Source organism: Paraburkholderia sp. A3BS-1L (assembly GCF_051125215.1).
GTDB lineage: Bacteria > Pseudomonadota > Gammaproteobacteria > Burkholderiales > Burkholderiaceae > Paraburkholderia.
On record NZ_CP120444.1, the window covers coordinates 1,102,308 to 1,115,062 of the forward strand.

Consider the following 12,755-nt stretch of genomic DNA (forward strand, 5'->3'; position numbering starts at 1 on the left):
AATGGTTGGGCTTCGCGTGGCGCATCGCGGTTCTTGATGGGCTCACGCTGCCTGAACTTCACCCTCGGCCACGACCTCGCGGGCGAGCGCGAAGGCCTCCTCGAAACCGAGGTAGACCGGCCTGGTGGTCGCAAGCATGCGTTCGAACAGGCGCCGCTGCACCTGGTATTTGACGTTGCCGATCGCCAGCGCGCCAATGCCGAGCGCACGGTGCATCCCGAACGGCTTGCCGTCGTCGGCGACGCCCACGCCGTCGATGCCCGCTGGCGGCACCGCATTCACGTCGGCGGCCACGAGTAGTTGGGAGGCCTGATCGACCTGGCGCGTGTTCATCACCTGCACGCCTGCCGCTGCGGTTGCGAACACCAGCTCGGCGCGCGCGAGCGTGGTGTCGAGCGCTTCGGTCAGCTGGGCATCGGCGCCGCGCGTCTGAACGTCGAAGCGCGCGTTGATGCGGCCGCTCGCGGCCTGTGCGGCTTCGAGACCTCGACTGCTGGCAATCGAGACGTGCGCGCCCGCGCGCGCGGCCAGCACGCCCGCGATCACGCCCACGGGGCCCGTGCCGCCCAGCACGACGACGCGCTTGCCTTCGAGCGCCTCACCGTGCGTGCGCCGCAGATGCCACTCGACGCTGGCGACCAGCGCGGCCGCTGTCGTGTAGGCGCCGCTCGGGTCGGCGAATACCGAGACCTCGAACGGCGGCACCATTGCTTCGCGCGCGCGCTTGAGCATGTCGGCGGCCAGCACGACGTCGCGTCCGCCGATGAAGAGACCGGTGCGCGCCACGCCCTTGGGGCCGCGCGAAAAGATTGCGTCCTGCGTGAGGGCCGCAACGTTGTCGATGCCGACGTCGGCGTAGGGCACGACGACCTGGTATCCCGCATCGACGGCCATGTTCACGTCGAATGGGCTCATCTGCCGGGTCGGCGTGAACATGTGGAGAATGAAGGGACGTTCCATCGTTTGTCGGATGTGCAAGAGAGGTTGAAAGAGGGCGTCAGGCATTGCCCGGCGCATGAATGACGGTCGCGCCGGCGTTGCGCCCCTTGACGATTTCGAGCCGCAGCGTGGGACCGACCACACCGGCCTCGCGCGCCGCCGCCACGGCGTGGGCGGCCTCGTCATGCGAGGCCAGGATCGCGAAACCCGTGGGCCCCCATGAGCTTTGTCCGATGCCGGCGCGATGCCGCGCGCCGATCCAGTCGAGCACGCGCGCGACGGCCGCGCTCGTGTAGATGCCGCCTTGCGACGGCGCGAAATAGCGGCCGATGCGGTCCTGCAATTCGCTCACGCCGCGCGCGAACGGCGCGAAGTCGTGTTCCGCAGCGGCCGGCAGGATCTGCATCAGCGCGAGGTGGCAGGCGTGCGCGGCCAGCTCTTGCGGAAACGGCGGCAACGCGGCCATCGCCTTGCGTTCGGCGGGGCCGGACAAGCCGGTGTGCGCGTCGTCCAGCACCAGCAGCACGCGCCATTCGTCGGGAAACGGCAGGCGCGACAGCACCGGCGGCAGCTCCGTCGCCGAGCGCGGGCCGCCGTCGAGTATCAGCCCGCCTTGCTCGAAACCCGCCACGCCTACGCCCGAGCGCGCGCCGCGCGCGAGTGCGAGCGCAAGCTGCGTGGCGTCGAGTTCGAGCCGATGCAGCCGCGCGAACGCATGACCGGCGCACAGCGCGAGCTGCGTGCCGGAACCGAGGCCCGCATGAACGGGCAGTACGTGACGCAAGCGCACATCGAGCGGCTCGCGCCGGCCGCTCAGGCGCTTGAGCGTCTCCATATGCGCGCGCAGGCGCGGCAGCTCCTCGCTCGCGTAGGGCGGGGCGGCGTAATGATCGTCGTTGCTTTCGCTGCTATTGACAGCGTGGTGGCTGCCGGCGAGCCGCATCTCGAGCGTCGTGCTGATGCCGTCGATCACGAGGCCGAGGCTGCCGAAGCGCCGGCCGAGCGACGCGCCCGGATCGAGAAAGCCGAGATGCAGTCGACCGGGTGCATTCACGGTGATGGCACTCGCGGCTTTCGTGGGGTATTGCGTCGTGGCGTATTGCGTCATGAGCGCTTCCTCGGTGAGCGGACGGCCTGGTCCGCCGACTCATGCAAGCGGCGTGCCATACGGACCGCGTGCGGGTCCGCGTGTGTGTGCGGATCGACTCAAGCGCCTATCGCAGATCGCGTGTATCGAGCACGCCCTCGCGCGCAGGCATGGGAAGCGGCACGCTGCGCGAACACGCGCGTGCGCCGTATCGGTGACAGTGTGTCACTCGCCTTGGCGGATGCGCACGGGGTGAGTGGGCAGATCCACGTATTCGCCGGCCAGATACGTCTCGGTGTTTTCCAGTACGAAGCGGCGAAACGATTGACAGGTGGGCGAGAGTTGCCGCGCGTTCAGATGCACGATTTGCCAGGCGCGGTCGATCGGTGTGCCGCACACGTCGAGCAGCGCGATTTCGCGCGTGCGCAATTCGAGCCGCAGCGTGTGCAGCGAAAGCAGGCTGATGCCCATGCCCGCCATGACGGCCTGTTTGATGGTCTCGTTGCTGTCGAGCGTGACGACCTTCGCGGGCGTGAAGAGGTGATGCTTGAACATTTGCTCGACGACCGTGCGCGTGCCCGAGCCCGGCTCGCGCATGAGGAAGGTCTCGTGACGCAGTTCCTGCACGTCGATGCGCTGCACCGCCGCGAACGCGTGATCGCGCGCCGCGACGATCACCTGCGGGTTATAGGCGAGCGGCTCGGCGACGGCGTCGAGATCGCGCGGCGGGCGGCCCATTACCGCGAGATCGATGGCGTTGTCCTGCAGCATGCGCAACAGCGGCTCGCGCGGGGCGATCGTGAAGCGCACTTCCACCTTCGGAAACTGGGCGCAGTAGCGCGCGATCAGTTGCGGCACGAAATAGCGCGCGGTGCTCACGAGGCCCACCGAGATCGCGCCGCTGTCTGCGAGCGAGAGCGACTGCAGCGCGTCCTGGGCGTCCTTCACTTCGCCCAGGATTCGCTGCGCATGATGCGCGAGCGTGGCGCCGGCTTCGGTCAGCACGATGCGGCGCGCGATGCGCTCGAAAAGCGGCAGGCCAACGGCTTCTTCGAGCTGCTTGATCTGCATGGAGACGGCCGGCTGCGTGAGGTGCAGCTCCTGCGCCGCGCGCACGAAGCTCACGTGCTTCGCAGCGGCGGCAAAGATCTGCAACTGGCGCAGCGTGAGCGTGCGAATGAAGTTGAGCATGACGGAGACCACGCGAAGAAGCGCCAGAACGGAATGCCGAAGGGCGCGCGGGAACAGGTAAGGGATCCCTTATAGGATGACTAAGAATATCTGAATTTCGCTGATTCGATCAGCGCTTTATCGTTGAGCCGTGTTCCGGGGAGGCTCGCGGAACCTGGCAGGCATCTTGCTCGGTCTGGCTGTAATCGTGCGCGCCGCGTATTTCGCGTGGCGCGAAGCAAACTCCTGCAATGAGGCGACCATGCCATCCCGATACATGACGCTCGATGACTTCCTTGCACGCGCACTGGACGGCGAACACGACGAAGCCGGCGCATACCGCCTGCGCAGCGTAATCGGCGAGATCGCGCTTGCGGTGCGCGCCATCGCGGCGATGATCGAGAGGGTCATGCTCGATGGCAGTGCGGGCGCAGGCGCGGATATCCAGGCGGCCGCGCGTGAATTGATGATGGCGCTGTGCGAGCGCAGCGCGTGTGTCGCGGGCTATTCAGCGGCGGGATCGAACGGCGCCCGGGCCGCGGCGGTGACGGCGGCCACGGCGGCAACCGCACGCTGCGGCTATCTGCTGACTTTCGAGGCGCTCGACGGGGCTGCCCAAATTGCGGAGAACGGCGTGGCGGGCAGCATTTTTTCGGTGCGCGAGGCGGCGTGCGGATCGATGGCCAATGAGATGGACAAGGACGCACGCGAGAGCGCATGGCGGCGCGGCGGCGATGCCATGCGCGCGGCGGCGCACGCGCTCTACGGTCCTTCGACACTGCTCGTTCTGACACTCGGACGCGGCACTCATGGCTTCACGCTCGATCGCGCGAGTGACACGTTCGTGCTTACGCACCACGCGATGCGCGTGCCGGACGAGGGCGTCGAAGTCTCGATCGACGGCGCGCGCGAGCACGCCTGGGAGCCGCCGGTGCTGCGCTATGTGCGCGAATGCCGGGCGGGCAGCGTGGGCGTGCGCGAGCGCGACTTCAGCCTGCGCCATGGCGGCTGCGCGGTCGCCGATCTGCATCGCATCCTGATGCGAGGCGGAGTGAGCATTGTGCCGCGCGAGTCCCGCGACCTGCAGGATGCAAGTGGCCTGGACCTGGTGCACGCGGCACAGCCGCTCGCGTGGCTGGTCGAGCAGGCGGGCGGCGCGGCCAGCACGGGCCGCGAGCGTGTGCTCGATCTGCGGCCCGGCGCACTCGACGCGCGCACGGGTGTGGTGTTGGGAACGACGCGCGAAGTCGCGCGGATAGAGCGCTACTACGGCGAGTACGAGCGCGGCGTGGACCGGCCGTTCGATTCGCCGCTCTTTAACGAGCGCTCGCTGTTCCGGCCCGAAGCCTGCGCCTGAGCGAGCAATCATGTCGATCAAACATCCGATCGTGGCGGTCACTGGTTCGAGCGGCGCGGGCACGACCACGGTGATGAACAGCTTTCAGCACATTTTCCGGCGCGAGAAGCTCAAAGCGCAGATCGTGGAGGGCGATGCGTTCCACCGTCACGACCGTGAGGGTATGCACATCGCGATGAAGGAGGCGGAGGAGCAGCGCAAGCAGTTCAGCCACTTCGGTCCCGATGCGAACGTGCTGGACCGGCTGGAGGATCTGTTCAGACAGTACGGCGCAACCGGCCGGGGGCGCGTGCGTAAATACATCCACGACGAGGCCGAGGCGCTGGAATACGACGTGGAGCCGGGCAAGTTCACCGCGTGGAGCGACGTCGAGCCGGACACTGACCTGCTCTTTTACGAGGGGCTGCATGGCGGCTTCGTCGGCCACGGCATCGACGTTGCGCAGCACGCGGACCTGCTGGTGGGCGTGGTGCCCATCATCAATCTCGAGTGGATCCAGAAGCTGCATCGCGACAAGACGTTGCGCGGCTACTCGCAGGAGGCGGTGATGGACACCATCCTGCGCCGCATGCCCGACTACGCACATTACATCTGTCCGCAGTTCAGCCGCACGCATGTGAATTTTCAGCGTGTGCCGACCGTGGATACGTCCAATCCGTTCACGGCGCGCGATATTCCGAGCGCCGACGAAAGCTTTGTGGTGATCCGCTTCGCCAATCCGCGGGGGATCGATTTTCCCTATCTGCTGACGATGCTGCAGGACTCGTTCATGAGCCGGCCCAACGTGATCGTCGTGCCGGGCGGCAAGATGGGGCTCGCGATGCAACTGATCTTTACGCCGATGATCCTCAAGATGATCGACCGGCAACAACGCGCGGCCTGAGAGCCCGAGGGCGCGCCTAACAACAGGAGATACTTTCATGCAAGTCATGTCGCGCAAACTGCCCATCGACGCTGTCCTTTTCGATCTTGCCAGCACCTTGCACGGCAAGCGCATCGGCGGCCTCTTCGCCGAGCTATTTCCCGATGTCGAGGTCGCGCTGGAGGGACTGCGGCGGATGGGGTTGAAGCTTGGCGTCGTGACCGACAAGGCGATGGATGCTGTCGAGCCTGTATTGCAGCAATTCGGTTTGTCGACGTGGTTCGATATTGTTGTGGACGGCGGCGCTGTCACGCAGCGCAAACCTCATCCGGCGCCGCTGTTGCATGCCTGCGAGGCGCTGGCGGTGCAGCCTGCTCATGCGCTTTATGTGGGGGATTCCACGAACGATGCGCTGGCCGCGCAGGCCGCCGGGATGCAGATGATCCGGGTGAGCTATGCAGAGGGCGCGGCTCGCTCCGGTGGTGGCGAGGAGGCGGATTTGCCGTGCCTGCGAGTGATCGATTCGCTTGGCGAGTTGCTGGAGTTGATTGGGAGTCCGCAGCAGCCCAAACGCACCAGGCGCGTGGTGCAGGCCGGCTATCGGCATGATGATTGGGCTGGGTTGTATATCTGAGTTTTCGTCGCGTTTCCTTGTATGCCGAGACGAATACAAGGGAACGCCGCATCATCGCTTGATACGAACACGCCGCATTTTCCGGTACAGCGTGTTGCGCGTGACACCCAGCGCATTAGCGACCTCGCTGACATTCCAGCGATGCGTATCCAGCAATCCCATCAGCGCCTCGCGTTCCGCCTGCAAGATGGCATTGAGTGGCTCGCAGTCGTCATCGCCGTCGTCGCTCTGATCGATGTTCCCATCGCCGTCCGATGCCATGGCAAGCGGCGCATAACCGCTTGCATAACCGTTTGCATCGCCCCTCTGCATGGCGGGCAGCGCCGCCCCTCTCACGAGCTCCGCGGGCAGATGCGCTGCGGTCAGCTCAGGCCCGTCGCACAGCGCGGCGGCCGTGCGCAGCACATTGCGCAGTTGGCGCACGTTGCCCGGCCACGCGCTCGCAAGCAGGATCCGCCGGGCGTCCCGGCCGAGCATCGGCGGGACTTCGTTATCCTGCTCGAGCAGATGAAGGATCAATTCGAGCTTGTCTTCGCGCTCGCGCAGCGGCGGCACGCTCACTGCCACACCGTTGAGCCGGTAATAGAGGTCTTCGCGAAACTGTCCGTTCGCAACAAGCGCAGCAAGGTCGCGATGGCTCGCGCTGATGAGCTGGAAATCGACCTTGATTGCGGACTCCGAGCCAAGCGGCGTCACTTCGCGCTCTTCGAGCACGCGCAGCAGCCGCGCCTGAAGTGCGAGCGGCATGTCGCCGATCTCGTCGAGAAAGAGCGTGCCGCCGTTGGCCTGCAGAATCTTGCCGCGCCGTCCCTCGCGCTGCGCGCCCGTGAACGCGCCCGCGCGATAGCCGAACAATTCGCTTTCGATCAGGTGTTCGGGCAACGACGCGCAGTTGATCGCGACGAACGGCCCCTCGCGGCGTGCGCTGGCCGCATGCAGCGCGTTGGCGAAGACGTCCTTGCCTGAGCCCGTCTCGCCGCGCACCAGCACGGCGATGCCGCGATCGAACACGCGCTCGCCAAGGCGCAACTGGCTCGCGAGATGCGTGTCGCCAAACTCGACACGCGGGCCACACGATGCCCGTCCGGGGTGGCGCGCAGTGGCGCGGCGCGGCGTGGCCGTTTCGCCCTCGTGCGTTTTTTGGGCATCTTGCGCGGCGACGGGCTGCGCCATGGTGCGGCCCATGCTCGCCGCGGTTTGCTTGAGCGGTGCTTGCGCGACGGCGAAGAAGCGATTCGGCGCATGGGCGCGATACACCGCAACGGGGTGAAACGAGCTCTGCACACTGCGCGCGACGAGGTCGGCGAGTGTGGCGCTAAAGAGGTCGGTGATGCGCTTGCCGGCAATCTCGGCCAGCGTGCCGAAGCCAAGCTGGAACAGCGCGCTGCGGTTCGCGGCGAGCACGAGGCCACTCTCGTCGATCGTGAGTTTGCCGGCATGCAGCGTATTCACGAATTCCGGGCGGCTATGAAAGTGCACCATATGCGCCTGGGTGTGGCGCGCATCGAGTAGACGGTTTTCGATCATTTGCCGCGACATGCCCACGAGCACGAGTGAATGTTGTTGCTGCAACTGGGAGCGGCTCGTCACGTCGAGCACGCCTGCGAGCGCGCCGCGCTCGTCGAATACCGGCGCGGCCGAGCAGGTGAGGGCGGCATAGCGGGAGAAAAAATGCTCGTGCTGGCGTACGGCGAGCGCTTCGCCTTCGGCCAGGCAGGTGCCCATGCCGTTGGTGCCCGCTTCGCGCTCGCTCCAGACCGCGCCCACGCAAAAGCCCCAGTCTTCCACTTGCTCCGCGAAGCTCGCCGAGGACACCAGATGCAGGATCACGCCGTCCGCGTCGCTCAGCACGACCGCGAGGTCGGCGTCGCCCAGTTGCTGGTAGAGCGTTGTCATCTCGAGCTTCGCGCAGCCGATCAGATCGGCGAGGCGCTCGCGGCGCTGCGCGAGTTCGGCGCTCGTGAGCACGGGCGGCGGGCGGCACGCGTCGGGGTCGAGCCCGTAGTCGTTCAGGCAGCGCGTCCATGAGCGCACGATGGCAGCGCTCGGCTCGTAATGTCCGAGCCGCTGGCGCAATACGCCGTCGACGCCGCTCGCGCGGGCCGGCCGCTCAATACATTCCTCGGCATATTGGGTTGACTGCATGACACGTGTCTCCGGAGGCTCCGACTGCCAATAGTGGGCACATCGGCTGGCGCAACGCTCGTGAATGGCGGCGCTGCTGCCAGCTTGGGTCCAATTATTTGCACTCAAATTTCCGGTGACAATTCGCCTTATGGGGCTACCCCCTTGTGGGTAGGGGGCATATCGCCGGGCCGATCCGGAGTTCGTCGGGCGACTGAGCCTGCTGCCGCTTCAGCGTTCGCGCGAGCCCTGCTCGTGGCGCCACACCACGGCTTCGAGCCGCGAATGCAGGTCGAGCTTGCGCAGCACGTGCTTCACATGGACCTTCACGGTACCCACGCTGATGCCGAGTTTGCGCGCAATGACCTTGTTGCACATGCCCTCGACGAGGTAGTCGAGTACCTCGACTTCGCGCGCGGTGAGGTCCGATTGCGCGGGCGCCATGCGCTGGCCGCCCGAGAGGGCCTGCACGAGACTGCCCGTGACCGCGTCGCTGAGCACGGCTGCGCCCGCCAATGCTTTCTGCAACGTGACACAGAGGTCCTCGGGGTCCATGTCCTTGAGCAGATAGCCATGAGCGCCCGCACGCAGCGCGGCGACCACGTCGCGTTCGTGATCCGAGACGGTCAGCATGATGAAGCGCGCGTTCACGCCGGCATCACGCATCAATTGAAGGGTCTCGATGCCGCTGACTTCCGGCATGTTCAGGTCGATCAGCACGATCTCGGGCTTCAGGCGCGCGGCCATCTCTACGCCTTCGCGGCCCGAGGCGGCTTCGCCTGCGATCGAGAACAGCGGATTCATCTGGATGAGCTGCGCGACGCCTTTGCGAAAGAGGGCATGGTCGTCGATAAGCAAAACGGAATGGGGGGGCATGGCGTTTCCTTGGCGCGTTAACCAGACTGCCTGTCTCTACTGGAACGGCGTGATCCGCTCTTGCTACGCTGCTCGCGTCATTGCACAGGCATAGCGGCGCAGCAACCGGATTTTTTCTTGATTAGAGGATCAAGTCTACGGGTGGAATCCCGATGGACAATATTCACCAGCAAGAAAAAAAACGGGCCGGTCATGGCGAACCGGCCCAAATCTCTTCTCACTACCCCGCACTACTCAGAAACGCCTAAAAGTGACTGCGTAATTCCTCAGCGATGTCGAAAATGTCGCCCACGATGCCGTAGCGTGCGATTGTGAAGATCGAGGCTTCGGGATCGGTGTTCACGGCAATGATGTTGTCCACGTGCTTCATGCCGGCCATGTGCTGCACCGAGCCCGAGATGCCCATCGCGATGTACATCTTGCAGGCCGCCGCGGTCTTGCCGGATTGGCCCACCTGGTGCGCTTTGGGCAGCCAGCCCGAGTCGGCGATCGGGCGCGAGCAGCCGAGCGTGGCGCCCACGGTCTCCGCGAGCTCGCGGAATTGCTCGACGTGCGTTTCCTCGCCGATGCCACGGCCGACCGAGAGGATGAATTCCGCGCCCGGAATGTCGACGTCGCCGCTCGCGGCCGGTTCCTCGAACGCCAGGTGCGTGCTGCGCGGCGCGAGCGCCGGCGCCGCGAACGTGCTCACGCTGGGCATGCCGGCGGCGTCGGGCGCTTTGAAGGCGCCGGGGCGCAGGGTCACGAGCGCCGTTTCCTTGCCCGGAAACTCGATCTCCATGTTGACCTTCTGCCCATAGCCCGAGCGCGTCGCGAGCCAGTCCGAGCCGTCGCGCGCGAGCCCGAACGCGTCGGTCGTGAATCCGTAGTTGCCCTTGGCCGCGAGCGGGGCCGCGTAGCCTAGCGTGTCGATCGTATGCGGGAGCAGCACGAGCGAGGGCTTACGCGCCTCGATAATTGCGCGCGCAACGTTTTCGTAGATTTCCGGATCGAAGGCGTCGCTGCTCGTCTGCACGGTGACGATCTCGTCGACGCCCGCGAGCTTGAGGCTTTCCACGTAGACGTCGGGCTGCGCGCCCAGCACGGCGACCGTGACGGTTTCGCCGCTCGCTTCCTTCGCCTGCACGGCCGCGCCGAGCACTTCGAGACTGACCGGGCGCAGTTGCCCTTGACGGTGTTCCACCAGAACCAGAATGCCGCTCATTTCGCTTCTCCCCTGAATTCCTTGATCAGACCCGCCAGGCGCGCTGCCTGCTCGGCGGGCGTGCCTTCGATCATTTGCGCGCGGCCCGTGGCCGGCACGTAGACGCGCCGGATCCGCGAGAGCGATCCCGCCGCGCCGGTTTCACTGGCGGCGAGGCCGAGTTCGTCCGGCGTGAGCGTTTCGATGGGCCGTTGCGCGGCCTGCTTGATGCCGCGCAGCGAGGCGTAGCGCGGCGTGTTGATGCCGAGCTGGATGGTCAGCACGGCGGGGCACTGCACCTCGACGGTGGCGTACGCGCCGCCTTCCAGCTCGCGGCGCGCGGTGGCCGTTTTCGCGCCGGGCGCGTAGTCGAGCCCCGCCACGACCGCCGCGTGCGGCCAGTCGATCAGGCCCGCGAGCGCCATGCCGGTGACGCCATAGGCGTGATCGGAAGCCTGCACGCCCGCGAAGATCATGTCCGGCGCTTCCTTGCGTGCGAGCGCGGCCAGCACCCGGGCGATGGCGACCGGGTCGGCGTCTTCGAGCTCGTCGCTCCAGATGCGCACCGCGCGGTCGGCGCCTTTTGCGAGGCACTTGCGCAATTCTTCGTCGGCGCTATCGGGGCCGACCGTGGCCACCACGATTTCGATGTCGCCGTTCGCGCCTTCCTTCAGGCGCATCGCTTCTTCCAGTGCGTAGTGGTCCCACTCGTTCAGGTCGAAGACGTGAAAATCGGCGCTGACGTCGCGGCCGTCGTCGTTCAGCTCGAAGTCTTCATCGAGCGAAGCGACCTGCTTGATTGTGACTAGTATCTTCATCTTGACTCCATGGTGTTCGTCGGACAGGGCGAATCGTGTTGCACGTCGCTTTCGTGTTGCTCGTACTGCATTGCATCGTCATCCAGCGGATGGGGGGAAACGGCAGCGGGCTGCGGCGCGGCAGCGGTAGACGCGAGCGGGCCGAGCGCGCGCCCGAAATGGCCGAACAGGCGCGCCCGGACCTCGCGGTCGGGGTCGAACCGCATGCGCCAGCGGTCGGCGTCCGTGAGGTTCGGATGTTCGAACACCAGCACGCGGTGCAGCGGGTAGGGTTCGTGGCGCAGCTGCAGCAGCACGCGCCGCGAGGCCTCGCGATTCAGGATCACGCCGCGGCGCACGTCCGCCACCGGGTGGGCGGCGAGCCGTGCGAGCTGCGCCTGCGGGGTCGCGGGATGGCGTGCGATGCCGGAGAGCACGTCGACGTCTTCGTCGGCGGCGAGGCGCCGCAGCAGCGCGCCCGGCAAGTCCTCGCGCAGCGCGACGCCCGCGCGGACCCATGCCACCGGGTCGGCGGCAAGCTGCGCGACGAGGCGCGCGGGGCAGTCCGGGTGGCGCGCCACCGCGCGGCGCACTTCCGCTTCGCTGTCGTTCACGAGGCGCTCGAGCCACTCGGCCGGGCAGGCCGGATTGCGCGCGAGCGTGCGGCGCACCCAGGGATCGTCGTTTGCGATCAGCCACTCGACGACCTTGAGCGGCAGGTCGCGGCGTGTGGCCACCACGCGGCGCACGATGGCTTGCGCATCGAAGCACAGGCCGATCAGCGCGCCGGCGGACGTGTTCGCATTGAGCGCGGCGGCGCGGCGCACACCGGGGTCTTCGTCGCGGGCGAGCTGCGCGAGGATCGCGGCGGGCGTGCGAGTCTGGAGCGCGAGGCTGCGCCGCTCGGCCGGCGATGAGGGCAGTGTGTGAAGCAGCGCATCGGGGCAGCACGGATGGCGCAGCACCTGGGCGCGTACCGCGCCGGTATGCGTGCTCCGCCAGAGCTGCAGCAGCGTTTGCGGATCGGTCGCGAGATGGATCGCGAGCAGGCGCTGCAGCACGGCGATGCCGCGCTGCTCGACGAGCGTCAGCAGTTCCGAGGGCACGCCGACGTTCTCGCAGAGCGCGCGCAGCACCTCGATGTCCTCGCTTTGCGCGGCGAGCATGGCAAGCAGCGCGTGGGGCGCTTTCGCGTGCCGTGCGAGCAGGCAGGCGAGACGCTGGGCCGGCGCTTCGTGTTCGTCGACGAAAAGCGCGAGTGCGTCGCCGGGCGTGGCGGGGTTTCTCGCGAGGCGCATTTTCAGCGTCTCGTCGTGGTTCGCCGCCGCGAGCCGCGCGAGTTCGGCGAGCACCGCGCCGTGCGCGAACGCGCAGGCCGCGAGGGCGAGGCAGTCGCGCCGCGCCCCGAAGAGCCGCGCGCCGAGGCGCCCGCGGTCCGCGTCGTCCGCGTGCGGGTAGAGCGCGGCGGCCGCGTAGATGTCGTCGGCGGCCAGCGCGAGCTCGACCAGCTCGCGCCAGTGCCGGCGCATCGTCGGCGTGCGCGCTCGCCGCTGCCGCGCGCGTTTCTCGGGCATTGCGGGCATTGCGGGCATTGCGGGCATCGCGCGCTGTTCGTGCGTGTCGTGCATCTCGCGCGTGCCGTGCCGCGCGTGCCTGCCGTGCATCGCGTGCGCGCGGTCTTGCGGAGTGGCGGAGCTGGGCGTCATCTCGGGCAGTCCTTGCCGGG

At 67.0% G+C, this 12,755-nt stretch carries 11 protein-coding genes; 3 read left to right on the plus strand and 8 right to left on the minus strand.

Annotation, left to right across the window (positions count from 1 at the left end; genetic code table 11):
* Positions 1–42 precede the first annotated feature (42 nt).
* From P5W99_RS30155 to P5W99_RS30165, 3 genes are all read right to left on the minus strand, one after another.
* Positions 43–960 (minus strand): NAD(P)-dependent methylenetetrahydromethanopterin dehydrogenase, encoded by a 918-nt coding sequence (locus P5W99_RS30155; RefSeq protein ID WP_421027473.1) that lies wholly within the window; start codon positions 958–960, stop codon positions 43–45.
* A 37-nt stretch (positions 961–997) separates the two neighbouring features.
* Positions 998–2,047, minus strand: a complete 1,050-nt coding sequence (locus P5W99_RS30160; protein ID WP_421027474.1) for a beta-ribofuranosylaminobenzene 5'-phosphate synthase family protein — start codon at positions 2,045–2,047, stop codon at positions 998–1,000.
* Positions 2,048–2,251: 204 nt separating this feature from the next.
* A complete protein-coding gene (locus P5W99_RS30165) occupies positions 2,252–3,217 on the minus strand; it encodes a LysR family transcriptional regulator (RefSeq protein WP_421027475.1) in 966 nt (321 codons plus the stop codon).
* A 241-nt stretch (positions 3,218–3,458) separates the two neighbouring features.
* On the opposite strand from P5W99_RS30165, the gene P5W99_RS30170 reads away from it, so the two are divergent.
* The 3 genes from P5W99_RS30170 to P5W99_RS30180 are packed head-to-tail and all read left to right on the plus strand — an operon-like array spanning position 3,459 to position 6,049.
* Positions 3,459–4,553 (plus strand): class 1 fructose-bisphosphatase, encoded by a 1,095-nt coding sequence (locus P5W99_RS30170; protein WP_434664776.1) that lies wholly within the window; start codon positions 3,459–3,461, stop codon positions 4,551–4,553.
* A 10-nt stretch (positions 4,554–4,563) separates the two neighbouring features.
* Positions 4,564–5,436, plus strand: a complete 873-nt coding sequence (locus P5W99_RS30175) for a phosphoribulokinase (protein ID WP_421027477.1) — start codon at positions 4,564–4,566, stop codon at positions 5,434–5,436.
* A gap of 37 nt (positions 5,437–5,473) precedes the next feature.
* Positions 5,474–6,049: an HAD-IA family hydrolase gene (locus P5W99_RS30180; protein ID WP_421027478.1), complete on the plus strand. Its 576-nt coding sequence runs from the start codon at positions 5,474–5,476 to the stop codon at positions 6,047–6,049.
* A gap of 51 nt (positions 6,050–6,100) precedes the next feature.
* Here the strand turns inward: P5W99_RS30180 and P5W99_RS30185 are convergent, their stop codons facing one another.
* The 5 genes from P5W99_RS30185 to P5W99_RS30205 all read right to left on the minus strand — a co-directional run bounded on the left by P5W99_RS30185 (position 6,101) and on the right by P5W99_RS30205 (position 12,735).
* A complete protein-coding gene (locus P5W99_RS30185) occupies positions 6,101–8,194 on the minus strand; it encodes a sigma-54-dependent Fis family transcriptional regulator (protein ID WP_434664777.1) in 2,094 nt (697 codons plus the stop codon).
* 210 nt (positions 8,195–8,404) lie between these two features.
* Positions 8,405–9,049, minus strand: a complete 645-nt coding sequence (gene narL, locus P5W99_RS30190) for a two-component system response regulator NarL (RefSeq protein ID WP_213307637.1) — start codon at positions 9,047–9,049, stop codon at positions 8,405–8,407.
* Positions 9,050–9,293: 244 nt separating this feature from the next.
* Positions 9,294–10,253 (minus strand): electron transfer flavoprotein subunit alpha/FixB family protein, encoded by a 960-nt coding sequence (locus tag P5W99_RS30195; RefSeq protein WP_421027480.1) that lies wholly within the window; start codon positions 10,251–10,253, stop codon positions 9,294–9,296.
* The gene (locus P5W99_RS30200) at positions 10,250–11,050 is read right to left on the minus strand and encodes an electron transfer flavoprotein subunit beta/FixA family protein (protein ID WP_421027481.1); all 801 of its coding nucleotides are present in this window, start codon (positions 11,048–11,050) and stop codon (positions 10,250–10,252) included. The genes P5W99_RS30195 and P5W99_RS30200 overlap by 4 nt, the downstream gene beginning before the upstream one ends.
* Entirely contained in the window at positions 11,047–12,735 is a 1,689-nt protein-coding gene (locus P5W99_RS30205) for a hypothetical protein (RefSeq protein WP_434664780.1), read from the minus strand. Before P5W99_RS30205 ends, P5W99_RS30200 begins: the two co-directional genes overlap by 4 nt.
* Positions 12,736–12,755: the final 20 nt, after the last annotated feature.